The organism is Flammeovirgaceae bacterium SG7u.111, from assembly GCA_034044135.1.
Taxonomy (GTDB): domain Bacteria; phylum Bacteroidota; class Bacteroidia; order Cytophagales; family Flammeovirgaceae.
Map to the genome: position 1 here is coordinate 870,162 of CP139021.1, position 20,503 is coordinate 890,664.

Here is a 20,503-nt window from a genome sequence, read left to right on the forward strand (position 1 = left end):
ATGCTACAAAAAATACATTGGGTTAAAGATAGTTTGCAATTCATGCGCAAACAAAAATGCAGAGCAGATTTTTGTTAGGATTTGAGCTGATTATTCTCAATAAAAATACTCTTTGTCTTCTATGTGGCTACATACAATTTGGGCTTTCTTTAGGGAAAAGGAGAGGCGTGTAACTTATTTTTTAATAAGTAATTAGCTTTAAACAAAGCTGCTGGCAACGTACTATTTCTTAGTAATGCGCTACTGGTTGAGGGCTGGAGCGAACTAGGTCGTTTTTTGAGTGAAAAAGCGTATATATTTTTTATATGAAATCACTGGTTCATGTTGCTTTCCTAATTACCTTTGCCCATCATTTTTACAACAACAACTATTTTGTACTAGCTAAATTTAAATGCGATGAAAATTGGTGTTCCAAAGGAAATTAAAAACAATGAAAACCGTGTAGGTCTCACGCCTTCTGGTGTATTGCAATTTGTGAAGCATGGGCATACGGTATATGTTCAGGCGACGGCTGGTTTGGGCAGTGGTTTTTCCGATGAAGATTACGTGCAAGCAGGTGCTGAAATCTTACCAGAAATTTCCGATGTATATGGTGTGGCAGATATGATCGTAAAGGTCAAAGAGCCTATTGAGCCAGAGTATGCATTGATCAAAGAAGATCAATTGCTTTTTACCTATTTCCACTTTGCTTCTTCAAAACCTCTTACCGATGCTATGCTCAAGCAAAAAGCGGTGTGTATAGCTTATGAAACGGTTGAGAAAGCGGATAGGTCTTTGCCACTTTTGGTGCCTATGTCTGAAGTTGCAGGAAGAATGTCGATCCAACAAGGAGCGAAATACTTAGAGAAAGCTATGGGCGGACTTGGTATTTTGTTAGGTGGTGTTCCAGGTGTAATGCCTGCAAAAGTATTGGTGCTTGGTGGTGGTATCGTTGGTACACAAGCTGCTAAAATGGCGGCAGGTTTGGGCGCTGATGTGACCATTATGGATATCAATTTGCAGCGTTTACGCTACTTGGATGATGTGATGGCTGCTAATGTGCGCACGTTTATGTCTAGCGAGTACAATATCAGGAAATTGTTGCCTTCTCACGACCTTATTATCGGTGCAGTTTTGATCCCAGGCGCAAAAGCTCCTTCTTTGGTAACCAAAGATATGCTAAGCCTTATGAGGCCAGGTACGGTAATGGTAGATGTGGCAGTAGACCAGGGCGGTTGCTTTGAGACTACCAAGCCAACTACGCACCAAGATCCTGTATATGAAATAGATGGAATTGTTCATTATTCTGTGGCGAATATGCCGGGTGCAGTTCCTTATACTTCTACGCTAGCACTTACCAATGCTACGTTGCCTTACGGTTTGCAATTGGCAGACAAAGGTTGGAAAAAGGCTTGTAAAGAGAATAAAGAATTGCTGTTGGGATTGAACGTGATCAAAGGAAAGGTTGTGTACGAAGCGGTGGCGGAAGCATTTGGCTTGGACTACACTCCAGTAGAGGAATTTCTTGACTAAAGATAGTTTGCTTTGTATTAAAAGCATTCATGCCCTGTCAGTTTTGGCAGGGCATTTTATTTTCAGTATTTCTAATGGGAGAGGGGCTTCTTTGCAGTATTATTTGGATACAATCTCTATAAGAAGTTTCTTTGTCAACTTTTATTTTTTTTATATTCAGTCCTCAATTCACATTATAGGCAAAAAGCAAATGCTAAGGCATGAATGAAAAAGTACTAGAAGGTATTATCAAGTTGCTTGCAATCATCGCTAATATCGAAGGATCTGCGGGGAATAAACGTGCCATTATAGAAAAGTTCTTACGCTCCCATATCAATCAATTTGAGGCTAATAAAGCACTTTTTTTGTTTGATGAATACGTGGGGATCAATGATAAATCTGGACTTAAGGAGGCAAAGGCGGTTGCCTTGAAGCTCAAGAATGAGCTATCCAAAAAGCAGCGGATCATTATATTGGTCCACTTGGTTGAGTTGGTACTGGCCGACCAAGAGGTTTCCGATATAGAAGACGGATTTATGATTACGGTCTGCGAGGCTTTGAACATCAAAGAGAAATTTTACAATATAATAAAAGAATACATTGCCCAAAACGATGCTACCGAGCTCACGTCAGATAATATTTTACTAATAAATGAACGAAAGGACAGTTCGGTTTATAAAGTAAAGCATCGTTATCACGCCGAGTTGGATACAACTTTGGCCGTGTTGCGGTTTCCTGAAACCGAAATGTATTTTGTAAGGTTGATGCTGCCCACCAAAGACCTTACTATGAGTGGGGATCAGCTCAATTGGGAACATATTTATGCTTTCGCACCGGGAAATACCATCCAAGGAAGTGAAATGGATCCGCTGTATTATAGCGAAGTAGTAAGCCATTTCCTCAATAAGGACGACGAGGCAAAAGTTTCTTTTGAGGCAAATAACATTTCTTATTACTTTCCCAACGGAGGGAAGGGCCTGCACAACGTTAATATAGCAGAAGAGTCGGGCAAGCTGGTAGCACTGATGGGTGCTAGCGGATCGGGGAAATCTACTTTGCTAAATGTGCTCAATGGCAACCTTGCTCCCCAAATTGGCTCTGTAAAAATAAATGGGATCGACATTTATAGGTTCAAAGAAGATGTGCAAGGGGTGATAGGGTATGTACCTCAAGATGACTTGCTTATTGAAGACCTTTCGGTTTACCAAAATCTTTTTTATGCTGCAAGGTTGTGCTTTGGCAAAGCATCTGACGAGGAAATTGACAAAAAAGTAGAGTGGACACTGCGGAACCTTGGGTTGTTTGAAATACGAGAACTTCGGGTGGGAAATGCCTTGGACAAAACGATAAGTGGAGGGCAGCGGAAACGTCTCAATATTGGGTTAGAGTTGCTTCGCCAACCTTCAATTCTATTTGTAGATGAGCCTACTTCGGGTCTTTCTTCCCGCGACTCGGAGAATATCATAGACCTGCTCAGGCAGCTATCACTCATGGGCAAGCTCATTTTTGTGGTAATTCACCAGCCTTCTTCCGATATTTTCAAGATTTTCGACAAGCTTGTGGTGCTAGATGTGGGCGGATATCAGATTTATTATGGCAACCCAGTTGCTGCGCTTATGTACTTCCGAACTATGGTCAACGATATAGACAGAGAGGAAGATAGCGTCTGTACCAATTGTGGGAATGTGAAGGTGGAAGAGATTTTCAATATTATTGAAAATCGAGTGGTGGATGAGTTTGGGAACGATACGCCTGTGAGAAAAGTGCCGCCTAATGTTTGGTACAATATGTTTACCGAAAGCACGAAGTTGCCAAGTGTGCAAAAGGTACTGACCAAGCCGCCCAGCTCGCTGGACATCCCCAAGCGCTGGAAGCAGGTGCGTACTTTTGCCACCAGGGATTTGTTGGCTAAACTGAATAATCACCAGTACCTTGCCATCAATCTTTTGCAAGCGCCTTTGCTTGCATTTATCTTGGCGTTCATTGTTCGCTACTATCAGGTAGATGAGCTAACGGGAACGGGAGGCTATGATTTTAGCGAAAATAAAAACCTGCCTGCTTTCATTTTTATGAGCATCATTGTTGCCATTTTTATGGGGCTGACGGTCAGTGCGGAGGAAATTATCAAAGATGCCAAGATCTTAAAAAGGGAATCGTATTTGGAGTTGAGCAGGTTTAGCTATCTATTCTCCAAAATCCTCATTTTATTTGGTTTGTCTGCTATTCAGACCTTGCTTTATGTGCTGGTAGGTCATTACATCTTGGAAATAAAAGACATGACCTTGACCTACTGGGTGGTGCTTTTTTCTAGCTCTTGCTTTGCCAATATGCTTGGGCTGAATATTTCCGCCACTTTCAATTCGGTAATAACTATTTACATTCTCATCCCACTTTTGCTTATTCCGCAACTGTTGCTCGGAGGGGTAGTAGTCAAGTTTGATGATATCAATCCCTTTTTGGCGAGCAAGCATGGGTTTGTCCCTTTCATAGCCGATATTATTACTTCACGGTGGGCGTTTGAAGCTATTTCTGTCAGCCAGTTCAAAGACAATGAATACGAAAAAGATTTCTATGAATATGATAGGATGAAAGCGGAAGCGGATTATAAGCGGGTGTATTATATTCCAGCGCTTCGTTCCAAGCTCGAAAAGGCGATGTTGTTGAAAAGCAACGAAGAAGAGCAGGAGGAGTACAAAGAAGAATTGCAATTGCTTCAGTCCGAAATCAATAAAGAGCATGTTGAAACTCCAAAAATCACCTGTAACGTAGTCGAGCAGATAAATGTTGAGGATTTTGAAATGGAGTTGGTCGATAGTGTGGGAAACTATCTCTCTGAGCTGCATAGTTATTACAATCGATTGTATAAAGCCTCGACGAGAGCTAAAGATAAGGAGGTGGCAAAGCAGATTGACCGGATTGGGAGAGAGGCGTTTACCAAACGGCTCAGGATGTACCATAACGAGAGCGTGATGAAAATGGTGACCAACACTACTTCCGAAGAGCGGATAATAGAGTACGATGGACAGCTTATCCAAAAAATATATCCAATTTATCAGACGCCGCCTAAAGGATATTATGAATTTGCGTTCATGGCGCATTTTTTTGCCCCAAGAAAATATATTTTTGGTAGGTATGTGTCTACGTTAGCATTCAATATCGGCTTTATCTGGACGCTTACACTTTTGCTTTATGGCACGCTGTATTTCAATTTCTTTAGAGGAGTCGGCAACTTTTATAGCAACATTTTCCAACGGAGAAAAGTTAAGCATTAGGTTAATATTACCCTGACCAAAGTGAGATGGAATTCTATCGGTTCGTTACTTATATTCTCTAGCCATATTTTTTTGAATTTAACAATGCAAGGTCAATTCATGAGTACTTGGGGGTCGTTTAAATGGGTTTGATAAGGCCTATAAAGGGAAGAAGTTTATTTGTACAAATGTCTATTGCTATAGTATTTGCATTAGTTGATAAAATAAAGGATATTTGTGTGAAATTAGCATGGTAAGAATAACGATAGGGGGCGCTTAGCTCCCTATTTTTTTTACAATTTCATATGAATTTAGAGAAAGTAATTAGTGAATTGGCGGAAGGTTACATTGACAAAGACGATCTGTTTTTGGTGAGCGTGACCGTAAGTGGCTCAGGCAAGATGAAGGTGTTGGTGTTGATAGACGGCGACAACGGAGTCGGCATAGACGAATGTGCTAAGCTGAGCAGGAAAATTGGAAATGAGATAGAGGAAAGAAACCTCATAAAAACAGCCTATGCTCTTGAAGTGAGTTCTCCGGGCGTGGGCGAGCCTTTGCAATTGCCAAGGCAGTTTGAGGCAAATGTGGGCAGAAAACTGGAGCTACTGCTCAAAGATGGCGGAAAGTGGGTAGGAGAGTTGCTTTCAATAGAAGGCGAAACGTTGCTCATAAATGCGGAGATCAAAGAAAAAGGAAAGAAAAAAATAACACTAGAAGAAAAACAAGTAACCTTGGATACTATCCAAAAAGCTAAGGTAAAAATAGTATTTTAGTGAGAACTAGAACTTAATTCAGATAAATACCAATAAATTATAACAGTATGGATACCAATGTATTGATTGATAGCTTTGCCGATTTTGCAAAGAAGAAGGATATTGATCAGCCAACTATGATCAGAATCTTGGAAGATGTTTTTGGTACGATGGTTAGGAAAAAGTTTGGGACAGACGAAAACTTTGACATCATTATCAACATCGACAAGGGTGACTTGGAGATTTGGCGATATAGGCAAATTATAGCGGACGATGCCGTAGTAGAAGAAGAGCAAGAGGCGCTATGTATCCGTCTGACCGAAGCGAAAAAAATTGAAGAAGATTTTGAAGTAGGTGAAGAAGTTGCAGAGGAAGTTCAGATTGAAGACTTTGGAAGAAGGTTGGTACAAACTGCCCGCCAGACCCTTATCCAAAAGGTAAAAGATTTAGAGAAAGATGTTCTTTTCCAAAAATACAAAGATATGGTAGGAGAGATGATCTCTTGCGAAGCTTACCAAGTGTTGAGTAGGGAGTGTATCCTCATTGATAATGAGAGGAAAGAACTTTCACTTCCTAAATCGGAACAAATTTACAAAGATCGTTTTCGCAAAGGAGATTCAGTAAGGGCCATTGTAAGAAGAGTTGAAATGGTCAACAACAATCCTAAGATCATTTTGTCGAGAACAGCACCAGATTTCTTGGAGCGTTTGTTCGAAAGTGAAGTGCCTGAGGTGTATGATGGTGTAATTACCATCAAAAAAGTTGTGAGAGAGCCAGGTGAAAGAGCTAAGGTAGCAGTGGAATCTTACGATGACCGAATTGATCCGGTAGGAGCATGCGTGGGTATGAAAGGTTCGAGGATCCACAGTATTGTGAGAGAATTGCAAAATGAGAACATTGATGTAATTAATTATACTGATAATGTGGAATTGTACATCGCTCGTGCGCTTAGCCCAGCTAAAATCAATAGTATAAAAATTGATGAAGCAAAGCAGCGTGTATCGGTGTTTTTGAACAGAGATCAAGTTTCCTTGGCCATTGGCAAAGGCGGTCAGAATATCAAGTTGGCCAGCAAGTTGGTGGGTATGGAGATTGATGTGTTTAGAGAGTTAGGTGATTTTGAAGATGATGAGGAAGATGTAGAGTTGTCAGAATTTACCGATGTGATCGATGATTGGATGATCCAAGAACTGAGAAGGATCGGTTTGGATACTGCAAAAAGTGTACTTGCGGTAAGCCAGCAAGACCTCTATCGAAGAACGGAGCTTGAAGAAGAGTCAATCCAGTTTATTTTCGATACTCTTCAAAAAGAGTTCGATCAGTAGCAAAATATAGGTAAGGTATCGGCCATCATTTAATAATTGATGGCTGATATGTTTTAATAGAGGTGAATTTCGATGATTATCCATTGTATTTACCTATTTTTCAAGCATTATAAAGTATTAATTTAGTTATTAGCAGTAGATATAATATCTTTGCAAGGTTGTTTGAGCAAAATGTTTTGCAAAGAACTATTTTAAGCCTGAAATTGATTGAATATAAGAAGGCTTTTACACATTTATGCTGAGGGAATTAACGTCAAAGAGAGTGTTACTCGGCATACAGAAATTATTATTCTCTGAAGGTTATATATGGCAGATTCGAAAACGACAAGATTAAGTAAAGCGGCTAAAAATTTTAATGTGGGCATAGGCACCATTGTTGAGAAACTTGAATCCCTAGGGTTTGAGATCGACAGGAAGCCGAATGCGCCCATTCCTGCGGAGCAATATGCGCTGTTGGAAAAAGAATTTAAAGAGTTTATTGAGGAAAGACAAGAGGCGGAAAAACTGACTATAGGAACGAGCCACCACGATGTGGTAATCGATACTGAAAAGAAACCGGTTGCTACCGATGATCTTGAAGACGAACTGTTCATAGAAGACCGTACGGCTAAAAAAGAGGAAAAAGCTCCCCAAGCAGAACCCGAAGCCAAGAAAGAGGAAATAAGCACACCTGAAGAGGACGACGCTGTTATTAAAGCCAAACTACAAGGTCTTAAGATAGTAGGCAAAGTAGATCTTGATAATAAAAACAGACCAGTTGCCAAAGCGGAAGAGCCAGAAGCCAAACCTGAAAAACCTGAACCAGAAGTTGAGCCAACACCTGCACCAGTTGCTGAAGAAGCACCTGAGGCAAAAGAAGAGGTTGTTGAGGAAGAAGCTGCACCAGAGACTCCTAAAAAAGAGCCAGAAGAGGTTAAAGCTGAGGTAAAGGCACCAGTGGGAGCTGCAGAGCCTGAAGTAAAAGACCCTAAAAAAGAGGGCGCTCCTAAAGAAATAAAAGAAGAAGTACAGGAACAGAAAGAGGAGAAGCCAGACGTTCCTAAAGAAAAGCCTGTAGTTGCTGAAGAAAAAATAGAAAAAGCCAAGGAGGAAGAAGCAACTCCTAAAGTAGAGGCTAAACCAGAAATTCCTGCACCTGAAATGGTCAATAAAGTTGAAGAAAAAGACCCTGTAGTGGATAAAGCTGCTGAGGTTAAACAAGAAGAGCCTTCTACTGAGGAAGCTCCTACCGAAGAAGCTACCAAAAAATCTGGTGGGTCTGGTCTTATCAAAGCAAAATCTGATAAACTACCGGGGCTTACTGTATTAGGAACCATTGATCTTTCTAGTACTAAAAAGCCGAAGAAAAAAGGTAAGCCTGAGCCTAGAGGCAAAGGTGGTGATCAGAAAGATGCTAAAAAAGACATCAAGAAGGAAGAAAGCACAAGTAGCGCTAACCAACGTAAGCGTAAGCGTGTAAAATATAAGTCGGAAGACAAGACCCTTAAAGCAGACTTTGATAAAGAAAACAAAGGAAGGGGTAAAGCTACGCCAGCAGGTGGAGGCGGTAAAAGAAAAGATAGGCCTAAGAAGGAAGAACCTTCTAAGGAAGAAGTACAGGCACAATACAAAAAGACACTTGCTAAACTTAGTGGACCAAACACTCCAAAAAGTAACAAGAGTAAGTATAGGAGAGAGAAAAGGGATGCCCATAGGCATGCTGAGGAACTAGAGCAAAGGCAAGCTTCTGAAGAGGTAAATGTGCTGAAAGTGGCTGAGTTTATCTCTACCAATGAACTATCTTCCCTTATGGAAGTGAGTGTAAATGATATCATTGGAAAATGTATGGGCTTGGGCATGTTTGTTTCCATCAACCAGCGTTTGGATGCGGAAACAATTAAACTTATTGCCGAAGACTTTGGGTTTGATGTAGAGTTCACTTCTGCTGAAGAGGAGACCGATTTGGTTCTGGAAGAAGAGGACAAAGTAGAGGATTTGAGCGATAGAGCTCCTATCGTAACGATCATGGGTCACGTTGACCATGGTAAAACCTCTTTGCTTGACTACATCCGAGAAGCGAAAGTAGCAGCTGGTGAAGCTGGTGGTATTACCCAGCACATTGGTGCTTATGATGTAGTTACGGAAAGTAATCGAAGAATAGTATTCCTAGATACACCGGGTCACGAAGCATTTACAGCGATGCGTGCTCGTGGTGCAAAAGTAACGGATGTTGTAATTGTAGTAGTAGCGGCTGATGACAGTGTGATGCCACAAACAATTGAAGCAATAAACCATGCTCAGGTTGCTGGTGTACCTATTGTAATAGCCATCAACAAAGTTGATAAGCCTACGGCAAACCCTGATAAAATTAAGCAAGAACTTTCCAATATCAATATCCTAGTAGAAGAGTGGGGCGGTAGCATCCAAAGTCAAGAAATTTCTGCTAAAACGGGACAGGGCATAGATGACCTGCTCGAGTTAGTATTGTTAGAATCCGATATATTAGAATTAAAAGCTAACTCTAAGAAAAATGGAGTTGGTACCGTTGTAGAGGCATTCCTTGACAAAGGTCGTGGATATGTGAGTACGGTACTAGTGCAAGGCGGTACGCTGAAAGTTGGCGATATCATATTGGCTGGTCAGCATCAAGGTCGTGTAAAAGCGCTGACTGACTCACGAGGCAAGCGAGTGAAAAAGGTTGGGCCAGCAACACCAGTACAGGTACTTGGTCTGAACGGTGCTCCGCAAGCAGGTGATAAGTTCAATGTAATGACTTCTGAGAGGGAGGCAAAAGACATTGCGGTGAAACGCCAGCAGATTATGCGTGAGCAAAGTATCAGGGCTACTAAGCGTACTACTTTGAGTGATATTGGTAGAAGGATTGCCTTGGGTAACTTCCAACAGCTCAATGTCATACTTAAAGGTGACGTGGATGGTTCAGTGGAGGCATTGTCAGATTCACTGCAAAAACTATCTACCGATGAAGTGGAGGTAAATATTATCCACAAAGCGGTTGGTCCTGTATCTGAAAACGATATATTGTTAGCATCTGCTTCTGATGCTATTGTGATTGGTTTCCAAGTGAGGCCAACACTTGCAGCCAGAAGACTTGCTGAAAAAGAGGATGTTGAGGTTAGACTATACTCTATCATCTACAACGCTATTGAAGAAGTGAAAGACGCAATGGAAGGCTTGCTTTCTGCGGAAATCAAAGAAGAGATAGTTGGTAACGTAGAGGTTAGGGAAACTTATAAAATAAGTAAGGTTGGTATGGTAGCAGGTTGCTACGTACTAGATGGTTACCTCAAGCGTAACTCTAAAATCAGGCTTATTCGAGATGGTATTGTAGTGTACGGAGGAGGTGAAAATGGTGGGGAGATCGCTGCACTTAAACGTTTCAAAGACGATGTGAGCGAAGTGAAACAAGGCTTCGAATGTGGTTTGAGCATCAAGAATTTCAATGACATAAAAGTAGGGGATATAGTAGAAGCTTTCGAAACCCGAGAGGTGAAGAGGACGCTGAACTAATTTTTCTTCAAATTTATCTCAAACTATACCCGTTTTCATTCTCTTGAAAACGGGTATTTTTTTTCAGTAGCAATCAGTAGATTTGAGCTTGACAAACTTTACGGTTACCAAGTCCATTTTAGTTGGTAATCTTTTTTAGAACAAATACTTTAGGTTGATCATGAGTTTGAAAAAACATCTTTTATTGAGTTGCCTTATTTTTTTGGGAAGTGCTTCGCAGCTTTTTTCGCAAGAGCAGGAGGAAAAAGACGATGTAATAATGACTATTGACACGGTAGATGTCTTGCTTTCTGATTTTGAGTACCTCTATAATAAAAACTACCAAGACAACCCAAAGGCTTACACACAGGAAAGCTTAGAAGAATACCTCGACTTGTTTGTTAAGTTTAAGCTGAAGGTAATGGAGGCTCGCAGTCAGGGTATAGATGACGATCCTACGTACACCCAAGAATATGAAACCTACCGCAAACAACTGGTGGAACCTTACCTTGCCGATAGTAAAGCAATTGAAGCGATGGTGGTGGAGGCGTACGAGCGGATGAAGCAAGAAGTACAGGCAAGCCATATTTTGGTAAATGTATCGCAATATGCAAGTCCGGAAGATACGCTAAAAGCCTACAAGCGTGCCATGGAGATTTATAAAAAGGCTAAAAGTGGCGAACCTTTTAAAGAATTGGCTATCAACTACTCAGAAGACCCTTCAGCTAAAAAAAATGGAGGATACCTTGGGTATTTTACTGCATTGCAGATGGTGTATGAGTTTGAATCTACTGCTTTTCAAACTCCAGTTGGGGAAGTGTCTAAGCCTGTTCGTACACAGTTTGGTTATCATATTATCTATGTATCTGACAAGCGACCTAGCAATGGAAGTGTGAAAACAGCGCATATCATGATCCGCTCTACGGAAGGTATGGATCCTGCGGATACGCTAGCCGCATACAGGAAAATTGTGGAAGTAGAGAAAAAGCTGAAAAGTGGAGAGGATTGGACAACGCTTTGTCAACAGTTTTCCGAAGATATGATCACCAAGTCCAAAGGTGGAGAACTCAAATGGTTTTCTGCGGGGAGCATGTTAGAGACTTATGCGGAAGCAGCATTTAAACTAAAAGAGCCAGGCGACTTTAGCGAGCCGATCCGCACGCCATATGGTTGGCATATCATTAAGCTCATAGATAGAGAGCCGCTCGATTCTTTTAAAAATATGCAATCGCAGCTCAAGAGAAAGGTATCAAGAGATTCGAGGTCTGCAACAACAAAGAAGCGATTTATAGAGGGATTGAAAAAAGAGTATGGGCTGAAAGAAAATGCCAAGGTAAAAAAGAAAATGCTCGCTCAGTTTGATGATAGACTTTTGAAAGGGGTGTGGGAAGTACCGGATGACAAAAAACTTTTGTCGAGTACTTTACTTACATTGGCTGACAAGAGGCAAGATGTAAATACATTTTACCAGTATGTAAAGAAAAACCAGTTGCCTAACAGGGATTCTTTGTGGCAAGATTATGCATTAAGGTTATACACTACTTTTGTTGAAGAAACGCTTCTGATGTACGAAGAGTCGCAGTTAGCTACTAAATATCCTGAGTTCCGCCACTTGGAGCGGGAGTATCAGGAAGGCTTGTTGCTGTTCCAAGTGATGGAAAATGAAGTTTGGTCTCCAGCTACTAAAGATACAACTGGCTTGAGAATTTACTTCGAAGAAAATCAAGGTAGCTACCAGTGGAACGAGCGTGCCGAAGCATCTATTTTTAGTGCAGAAAGCCAAACGCTTATAGATTCTCTTAAAATTTATAAAGCAAATGGTCTTTTTACCCTGCCAGGCCTATCGGATAAGGTTGTTTCTTTTGAAAAAGCAAGTGATAGCTTAGGGGTACAAGCTAAGAAAATAGTAGATTCTTTATTTCAAGATTTTTCACAATATACCAATAGCCAACTGTATACTTCTGCAACTTATGTGAAAGGAGAACCAAAGAGTATTTCCCAAGATAGGTTTGATGCCATAAAAGAACGGTTGATAGGAATGGGAATGGTAGAAGAGTTAATAAGGGAGCCCTCACAAAACAAGAAAGCGAAGACGGAGAAAGGTGGGATTACACTAACCGTAATGACAGATTCACTAGAGTTGCTTGCCCAAAAGTTTAGCAATGACAACGCACTGGCGATGACAGTCAACTCCAGCACATTTGAAAAAGGGGAAAATGAGTTGCTAGATTTGGTGACTTGGAAAGTAGGAAGTTCCACTTTTGAGAAGGAAGGAAGGTTTTACTATGTTTTGATAAAAGAACTAATCCCTGCGGGCGATAAAAAACTTTCAGAGATAAGAGGACAGGTAATTTCAGACTACCAATCTTTCTTGGAAGAAAAGTGGTTGGAAAAACTAAATAAGAAATACGAAGTCCATATAAATCATGCTGCTCTGCAAAGGTTAGTTAAAGGATAGGGCTTATTTGTTACGTTAGTGTTACTGTAAGTTTTAATCTTTGTCAACAAATTTCAGCGTTTATGTTTGCTCGGGTAGATGATTTAATTTTATCTTTATATAGTTCAAATGGGACTAGGTAAATCCTGAGTGTAAGATGTTAAATCTTCAGGTAAAAATTCTTTCATCAGTTGGCCTAAAGAATAGCCAGCGAATAGAGCATACCTCTAGTAAGAAATTAACCATGAGCAAGAAGAATAATCAAAGAATTCTGGTTGTAGACGACGAGCCGGATATCGTAGAGATGTTGAAGTACAATCTTGAAAAAGAGGGGTTTGAGGTAAATACAGCTTCAGATGGACGCAAATGTGTGGAAAGCGCCAAAGTTAACAAACCGGATTTGGTATTAATGGATATCATGATGCCAGTGATGGATGGTGTGGAAGCATGCCGAATGCTGAGGGAAATGCCCGAGCTTAGCGATACGTTTATCATTTTCCTTACTGCGCGTGCAGAGGAGTACTCGGAAGTGGCTGCATTTGACGTAGGAGCAGACGATTATCTTACCAAGCCTATCAAACCAAGGGCACTTGTGAGCCGAATAAATGCTATTTTCCGCAGAGAGCTTAAGCGCTCTAAGGAAGAGTCTGACGTGATAAATATCGGTAAATTTACCATAGACAAGAGCAGCTACACCCTACACATGGAAGGCAATAAGATTTCCCTTCCTAAAAAGGAATTTGAATTGCTTTATTTCTTGGCCGAGAGCCCAAATAAAGTATTTAGCAGAGACGAATTGTTGACAAATATTTGGGGGTCGGATGTGTATGTATTGGCAAGAACAGTTGATGTACACATACGAAGGGTGAGAGAAAAAATTGGCAACGAGTTTATAAAAACAGTGAAAGGAGTAGGATATAAATTTGAGCTCCAAGACTAGTTTTTTAATTTAAGAATAAATAAAAATGGGGAGGCTCTTACACAAGTCGCCCCATTTCTTTATAAAAAAACACCTTGTTTTACCTCCATACTGAATTGAGAGCATGTTTAAATTTTACCTATTTCGAAGTGAAAACCCCAAACTGAGCAGTTTCGCTTGAAAACTTAAATTTTAAACATACTCTGAGTACAAATTTTAGATTTACATAAACCTCACCTAAATATTTCTAGCATGCTCATCAACCCAAGGGCTGTATCGCTACTGTTGGCAGGATCAATAGCATTAGTAACCATTGCATTTTTATCCTTGTTGGGAAGTGCGGGTGTTTCCTTGCTGGTAGTGGCTGGAGGAATTTCATTTTCCACGGCTTTTATTCTTATTTATATCACCCTAGAGTTCTTGATTTTCAAAGAGATAAACGAAATTTATTCGCATTTGGAAAAAATTACCTCTCAGGATATGGATTACGAGCGAAAGCCCAACAAAGAAGGTAGTAATAATCCTGTTAGGCGGATCAATGAGGAAATAAAAGCCTACATGGCTCGAAAGGAGGAGGAAATTGAGAAGTTGAAAAGGCTAGAAGTTTACAGGAAAGAGTTCATTGCAGACGTATCCCATGAGCTAAAAACACCAATTTTTGCCGCCCAAGGTTATGTACTCACCTTGCTCGACGGTGCAGTGGACGATGAGAACGTAAAGTATAAATTCCTGAAAAAAGCAGCAAAAAGCCTTAGCGGGCTAGATGCACTAGTTCAGGATCTTTTGGTTCTTTCTCAAATAGAATCAGGCGTGATCCGTATGCAATTTAGTACGTTCGATATTCAAGATGTTACCCTCGACGTATTCGATCAGCTAGAGAAGAAAGCCAATAAAAAGGGTATCACGATGATGATCGATAATATAAGGGAAGATGGGTTCAAGGTAAAAGCCGATGTGAACCGGATATTCCAAGTGATGTCCAACCTGATAAGCAATGCGATCAAATATGGTTTGGAGAGTGGTTTGTTGAAGGTGCACTTTGAAGAGACAGCAGACAAGATAATAGTTTCGGTAATAGATAATGGTCCCGGTATTGCCCCGGAGCATGTAGGAAGGTTATTTGAACGCTTTTACAGGGTGGATAAAAGCAGGTCGAAAAAGCAAGGCGGTACTGGTTTGGGTTTGGCTATTGTGAAACACATAGTGGAAGGGCATGACTCTCGGATCACCATCGATAGTAAATTAGGTGAAGGTACGACTTTCAAATTCCAATTGGAAAAAGCGAAAGAAAGCGAGAAGCGCTTAGAAAAAACGGCTGATTACGATGAAGAAAGTTAAGTGAAATAGTTGCTTGACTGAGCTAGTTTGCCTTCGGGCAGGTGCTTTCCCCAATTTTCTCCTTACCTTTGGGGGAAAAATTGATATCATAGAATGAAACTGACTTTTTGGGGTGCGGCGAGACAGGTAACGGGCAGCATGTTCCTACTCGAATTTGACGATGACTTTAGGCTGTTGATAGACTGCGGGATGGACATGAGAAGCCAAGAGGAAGATATGCCAGCTTTTCCTGGTTCATTGTTTCCATTTGAGGCGAGTATGGTCAATGCAGTGCTGCTTACACATGCCCACCTAGATCATTCTGGTAAAATCCCTAACTTGTATAGGGAAGGTTTTGAAGGGAAAATTTTTACCACCTTTCCCACCCGTGACCTTACCAAACTCTTACTCTACGATTCGGCAAACCTTAATAGAAGGAAAATCAACGATTATCATAAGAAAAGGAGCAAAATCCCTAATTATGAGCCAAAGTTCAACCCTGAAACACTGTTTTTAGAAAAGCATGTGGACGAAGCCATAAAAGGGTTTTCCCCGCTTCATTTTTCTAAAAGATACCAACTTACCAAGAACATTGTAGTTTCTTTGCAGCCTACGGGGCATTTGCTAGGAGCGGCAAGTGTTTATTTGGAAGTAACGGAAGGTGGAAAGAAAAAATCTTTCTTGTTTTCCGGTGATATTGGCAGGAAGGACTATCCTTTGCTCCAAGATCCTGCGCCCATGCCTCAGGCAGATTACCTCATTTGCGAGACTACCTACGGTATTAGGTCGCACGAATCGAGGCAAGAAACCGAAACAGCCATCGCCCAAGCGGTGAAAGAAGCCTGTGTGGATAAGCCCGGTCGCCTGCTCATTCCCGCTTTTAGTGTGGGGAGAACCCAGGCAATTATTTATACCCTCCACAAGCTTTTTGCGAAGAAGAAATTGCCTCCGATCAGAATTTTTTCCGATAGCCCGTTGGGTCAGGAATGCAACAAGGCTTATGATCTTTATACCAATTATCTCAACGAAGACTCCCAAGAGTTCTCCGAGAAGCACAAAGGGCTTTTCAACTTCGAACAAATGGAGTACGTAGAATCTGCTTTGGAAAGCAAACGTTTGGCGTCCAAAAAAGAACCGGCTATTATCATTTCCTCGTCGGGAATGCTGGAGGGTGGACGCATCCAATTTCACATTAGGGCCAATATTCAAAACCCTAACTGTACCATATTGATGGTGGGCTACAGTGCCGAGGGGACGTTTGGCAACCAACTGCTCAACATGAAAAATGGAATGGTGGAGCTGGGGCAAAAAAATGTGCCCGTATTGGCAAAAGTGATTTACACAGATGCATTCAGCGGTCATGGCGACCAAAATGATTTGTTAGAATTTGTGGGTTATCAAGATGCTTCCAAGCTCAAAAATATATTCTTGGTGCATGGGGAAGAAGAATCTATGGAAGGCTTTTCCGAAGTGTTGAAGGAAAAAGGCTATCAGAATGTTACCATGCCAGAAAAAGGACAGTCTTTTGAGCTATAGGAGAGGGGAAACTCTTTGTTAGAATGTAGAATTGTTTAAATTTGGTACGAAGCAGTTTTTAGTAAGTATTATCTGGTAAAAACTAGAATATTCTTTTGCTTACATCACAAATTCAAAAATCTGATAGACAATGGATAACCATACAAAAAAATTCCTTTACGAATACCTCAACAACCCTTCTCCCACTGGTTTTGAAACTCCGGGGCAGAAGATTTGGCTCGACTATATCAAACCTTACACCGACGATTATTTCACCGATACTTATGGAACGGCGGTAGCTGTAATAAACCCAAATGCGAAATACAAAGTGGTAATAGAGGCTCACGCCGATGAGATTTCTTGGTTTGTAAATTATATTTCCTCTGAAGGTTATATTTATGTGACCCGAAATGGAGGTTCCGATCATCAGATAGCACCTTCCAAAAGGGTGAATATTCATACCGAAAAAGGAACAGTGAAGGCTGTGTTTGGCTGGCCTGCTATCCATGTGCGCAATAGGATAAAAGAAGAAATTCCTACTACAGATAATATCTTTTTGGATTGCGGCTGCTCTTCTAAAGAGGAAGTGGAGGAATTGGGCGTGCACGTTGGCTGCGTTGCCACCTTCGACGATGAATTGATGGAACTCAATGATCGCTTCTGGGTAGGAAGAGCTTTGGACAACAGAGTTGGTGGTTTTATGATCGCCCAAGTAGCTCGCAAGTTACATGAAAATGGTATTAAGCTCCCATTTGGACTGTATATAGTAAATGCGGTGCAAGAGGAAATAGGCTTGAGAGGCGCAGAAATGATAGCGGCAAGGATCAAACCTGATGTGGCTATTATTACAGATGTGTGCCACGATACCACTGCTCCTATGTACGATAAGAAAAAGCAAGGTGAGTTCAAGTGCGGTGATGGTCCTGTGCTCACTTATGGACCAGCAGTCCAAAATAACTTGCTCAAAATGATATTAGATACTGCTGCGAAGAAAGAAATTCCTGTTCAGAAAGCAGCTGCTTCTCGCTCTACGGGAACCGATACCGATGCCTTTGCCTACTCCAACGAAGGCGTAGCTTCGGCGTTGATTTCATTGCCCCTCAAGTATATGCACACCACGGTTGAGTCGGCGCATAAGCTAGATGTGAAGAATGTAGTGAAGTTAATGTATCATTTCCTTTGCCAGCTAGAATCAGGTTACGATTTTAGGTATATCAAGTAAGGAAGGGGTTAAGGTTTAATTTATAAAACTATAGAAGAGCGATGTCATCCAAGTGGCATCGCTCTTTTTTGTTGGAGAGCTTGATATTCTGATTGAAAGTATGCTGTTGTGTTGTTAAGATGCTTTTCGTAGTCTGATTTTAGTTTCGAAAGTAAAGTTTTGGTTTGGGCAAGGGTGATGTTTATAAAAATGTTTTTTGTACATATAATAATAGGCATGTTGGGTGCATAAAAAGGGTATTTTAATTAAATTACTCTATAAAGTATTTATCATCAATAACCCAAAATATGAGAACTGAAAAGAATGAAATGAAACGCAGGGAGTTTATTGGAAAAACTGCTGCGGTAGGAACACTTCTGGCTACTAACCCAATTTCTTCCCTCTTTGCCAATGGAAAGGCTGCAAAGATGAAAATAGCCCTAGTGGGTACAGGAGTACGAGGGGTGAGCATGTGGGGAAAGGCATTGGTGGAAGAGTATGCTGGCCAAGTGGAATTTGTCGGACTTTGTGACATCAATCCTGGTAGGTTGAAATATGGAAAGGATTTTATAGGGGCAGATTGCAATACTTACACCGACTTTGAAGCAATGATGAAGAAGGAGAAGCCTGATACGGTGATAGTGACCACGGTAGATGCTACCCACCATGAGTTCATCATCAAAGCCATGGAAATGGGGGCAAATGTTATCACCGAAAAACCCATGACCACCGATGAGACAAAATGCCAAGCTATTCTGGATGCTGAGAAGAAAACAGGCAAGAAAACTACGGTTACATTTAATTATCGCTATTCGCCCCATCGTCAGAAAATATATGAATTACTTCGTGCCGGAGAGATTGGAGATATTACTTCTGTTGATTTTCACTGGTATTTGGATACGAACCATGGTGCTTCCTACTTCCGCCGCTGGCATGGCTTGCGTGAGAGGGGAGGAACACTTTTGGTACACAAATCTACCCATCATTTCGATTTGCTCAACTGGTGGTTGGACTCTGAACCAGCTGAGGTTTTTGCTTTTGGGGAACTAGAGCATTATGGCAAAAATGGTGCGATGAGAGGGGAAAGCTGCCGTACTTGTACCCATAAAGATAGTTGCGATTTCCATTGGGATATTACCAAAAGCAAACATCTAATGGGCTTATATGCCGAAAATGAAGAACATGACGGATACATTCGAGATAGCTGTGTGTTCCGCGAAAAAATTGATATTTATGATAAAATGGCAGCGACCATCAAGTATGCAAACGATGTTACCGTAAGTTATTCGCTCACCACCTATTCGCCCTACGAAGGCTACCGCATTGCTTTTAATGGAACAAAAGGGCGTTTGGAGGCTTGGATACAAGAAAGGCAGCCTTGGGATAAGGAAAATTATGATGAGCTAAGGCTGACCAAGAATTTTGGAAAGACGGAGCTTATACGCATTCCCCATAGTGGAGGCGGACATGGCGGTGGAGATACTCGCCTTAAAGATAAGATTTTCAAAACCCCAGATATGGCTGATCCATACCGTCAGTCGGCTGGAACCAGAGATGGTGCAATGTCTATTTTGGTGGGGATAGCTGCCCGCAATAGCATAGAATCTGGTAAGCCGGTGAAAATAGCAGATCTTACCAGCTTAAAGCCTATGGCGAAGCGACCGTAGATAGTTGAAAATATCAGATGAGCCAAGGCAATGCCTTGGCTTTTTTGTGCCCATATATTTTACCCTATTCTTCTAACAAAAGTTAAGCTTTTAAACATAGTTTGTTTCCAAACAATCCACATGGTAATTTACATACACCTTTTTAGGTATTTGTAAAAACACTAACCAGCTATTAACAATTAAAAGCGAACAGCTATGAAAAACATCTCAATTTTGATTCTTTGCCTTTTTATGAGCAAGGCAACTTTTGCACTTTACGATTCTACCGAAGTCGTAGATATGGAAGCCTACCAGCACATCGTCGATAGTATTAATGATTCGTTCAACTATGAATATGGAACGGTAGAACTAGATGGGGGAATCGCAACACTCACCGTGCCCGAAGGGTATAAGTTTCTGGGGGCTGAGCAGAGCAACTTCGTTCTTACCGACCTATGGGGAAATCCACCATCTGAGGTACTGGGGCTTTTATTCCCAAAAGAAACGTTGCCTATTGGAGGGGACTTGACTTACGCAGTGGAAATCACTTATTCGGAAGAAGGGTACATTGAAGACGAAGATGCAGAAGATATAGACTATGAGGCGCTTTTGGAAGAAATGCAAAGCGATATGGAAGAAGTGAATCCGGTGAGGGTGGAGCAGGGTTATGCTCCCATCACGTTAGTTGGTTGGGCTTCTGCACCATTTTATGATAAGGAAAATAAAAAACTTCACTGGGCCAAAGAATTGAAGTTTGGTGATGCTGAAACGAATACGTTGAACTATAATATTAGGGTGTTGGGCAGAGAGGGTTTCTTGACAATGAACGCTATTGGCGAAATGGATGCCTTGCCACTTTTCAACCAAGATGTTGATAAAATATTAGGTTCTGTTGAGTTCAACGAAGGGTATAAATATGGAGAATTCAATCCTAAGATGGATAGGGTAGCTGCTTACGGAATTGGCGGATTGGTAGCGGGGAAAGTGTTGGCAAAAGCTGGCTTTTTTGCGGTAATAGCAAAAGCTTGGAAGTTTATTGCCATTGGAGCAGTAGGGTTGTTTGGTTTACTCCGCAAGAAGTTTTTTGGCGCAAAGGAATAATGGTTGTATTTGTGTTGAATAAAAAAATCTCTACGAAAGTAGAGATTTTTTTATTCCTAATT

General features: G+C 41.1%; 12 protein-coding genes. All 12 read left to right on the plus strand.

Going from position 1 to position 20,503, the window contains the following annotated elements; all coding sequences use genetic code 11:
- Window positions 1-396 precede the first annotated feature (396 nt).
- The 12 genes from ald (at window position 397) to R9C00_03570 (ending at window position 20,441) form a co-directional block, all read left to right on the plus strand.
- Entirely contained in the window at window positions 397-1,512 is a 1,116-nt protein-coding gene (gene ald / locus R9C00_03515; protein WPO36512.1) for an alanine dehydrogenase, read from the plus strand.
- Between the two features lie 200 nt (window positions 1,513-1,712).
- Window positions 1,713-4,763 (plus strand): ATP-binding cassette domain-containing protein, encoded by a 3,051-nt coding sequence (locus R9C00_03520; GenBank protein ID WPO36513.1) that lies wholly within the window; start codon window positions 1,713-1,715, stop codon window positions 4,761-4,763.
- 284 nt (window positions 4,764-5,047) lie between these two features.
- The gene (locus tag R9C00_03525; GenBank protein ID WPO36514.1) at window positions 5,048-5,515 is read left to right on the plus strand and encodes a ribosome maturation factor RimP; all 468 of its coding nucleotides are present in this window, start codon (window positions 5,048-5,050) and stop codon (window positions 5,513-5,515) included.
- A gap of 47 nt (window positions 5,516-5,562) precedes the next feature.
- Window positions 5,563-6,819, plus strand: a complete 1,257-nt coding sequence (gene nusA, locus R9C00_03530) for a transcription termination factor NusA (GenBank protein WPO36515.1) — start codon at window positions 5,563-5,565, stop codon at window positions 6,817-6,819.
- Between the two features lie 306 nt (window positions 6,820-7,125).
- Window positions 7,126-10,326, plus strand: coding sequence for a translation initiation factor IF-2 (infB, locus tag R9C00_03535; GenBank protein ID WPO36516.1), 3,201 nt, complete (start codon window positions 7,126-7,128; stop codon window positions 10,324-10,326).
- A 160-nt stretch (window positions 10,327-10,486) separates the two neighbouring features.
- Window positions 10,487-12,763, plus strand: a complete 2,277-nt coding sequence (locus R9C00_03540) for a peptidylprolyl isomerase (GenBank protein ID WPO36517.1) — start codon at window positions 10,487-10,489, stop codon at window positions 12,761-12,763.
- Between the two features lie 223 nt (window positions 12,764-12,986).
- Window positions 12,987-13,682 carry a response regulator transcription factor gene (locus tag R9C00_03545; protein ID WPO36518.1) on the plus strand — a complete coding sequence of 232 codons (696 nt, stop codon included), beginning with the start codon at window positions 12,987-12,989 and terminating at the stop codon, window positions 13,680-13,682.
- Window positions 13,683-13,913: 231 nt separating this feature from the next.
- Window positions 13,914-14,999, plus strand: coding sequence for an ATP-binding protein (locus R9C00_03550; GenBank protein WPO36519.1), 1,086 nt, complete (start codon window positions 13,914-13,916; stop codon window positions 14,997-14,999).
- Window positions 15,000-15,092: 93 nt separating this feature from the next.
- Window positions 15,093-16,514: an MBL fold metallo-hydrolase gene (locus R9C00_03555; protein ID WPO36520.1), complete on the plus strand. Its 1,422-nt coding sequence runs from the start codon at window positions 15,093-15,095 to the stop codon at window positions 16,512-16,514.
- Between the two features lie 130 nt (window positions 16,515-16,644).
- A complete protein-coding gene (locus R9C00_03560) occupies window positions 16,645-17,715 on the plus strand; it encodes a M42 family metallopeptidase (protein WPO36521.1) in 1,071 nt (356 codons plus the stop codon).
- A gap of 287 nt (window positions 17,716-18,002) precedes the next feature.
- The gene (locus R9C00_03565) at window positions 18,003-19,361 is read left to right on the plus strand and encodes a Gfo/Idh/MocA family oxidoreductase (GenBank protein ID WPO36522.1); all 1,359 of its coding nucleotides are present in this window, start codon (window positions 18,003-18,005) and stop codon (window positions 19,359-19,361) included.
- A gap of 195 nt (window positions 19,362-19,556) precedes the next feature.
- Window positions 19,557-20,441, plus strand: coding sequence for a DUF2167 domain-containing protein (locus tag R9C00_03570; protein WPO36523.1), 885 nt, complete (start codon window positions 19,557-19,559; stop codon window positions 20,439-20,441).
- Window positions 20,442-20,503 lie beyond the last annotated feature (62 nt).

Coding starts and splice junctions, on each gene's coding strand:
- R9C00_03565 (WPO36522.1), top strand. CDS start 18,003: ATGAGAACTGAAAAGAATGAAATGAAACGCAGGGAGTTTATTGGAAAA.
- R9C00_03540 (WPO36517.1), top strand. CDS start 10,487: ATGAGTTTGAAAAAACATCTTTTATTGAGTTGCCTTATTTTTTTGGGA.
- R9C00_03560 (WPO36521.1), top strand. CDS start 16,645: ATGGATAACCATACAAAAAAATTCCTTTACGAATACCTCAACAACCCT.
- R9C00_03550 (WPO36519.1), top strand. CDS start 13,914: ATGCTCATCAACCCAAGGGCTGTATCGCTACTGTTGGCAGGATCAATA.
- R9C00_03520 (WPO36513.1), top strand. CDS start 1,713: ATGAATGAAAAAGTACTAGAAGGTATTATCAAGTTGCTTGCAATCATC.
- infB (WPO36516.1), top strand. CDS start 7,126: ATGGCAGATTCGAAAACGACAAGATTAAGTAAAGCGGCTAAAAATTTT.
- R9C00_03525 (WPO36514.1), top strand. CDS start 5,048: ATGAATTTAGAGAAAGTAATTAGTGAATTGGCGGAAGGTTACATTGAC.
- R9C00_03555 (WPO36520.1), top strand. CDS start 15,093: ATGAAACTGACTTTTTGGGGTGCGGCGAGACAGGTAACGGGCAGCATG.
- ald (WPO36512.1), top strand. CDS start 397: ATGAAAATTGGTGTTCCAAAGGAAATTAAAAACAATGAAAACCGTGTA.
- R9C00_03570 (WPO36523.1), top strand. CDS start 19,557: ATGAAAAACATCTCAATTTTGATTCTTTGCCTTTTTATGAGCAAGGCA.
- nusA (WPO36515.1), top strand. CDS start 5,563: ATGGATACCAATGTATTGATTGATAGCTTTGCCGATTTTGCAAAGAAG.
- R9C00_03545 (WPO36518.1), top strand. CDS start 12,987: ATGAGCAAGAAGAATAATCAAAGAATTCTGGTTGTAGACGACGAGCCG.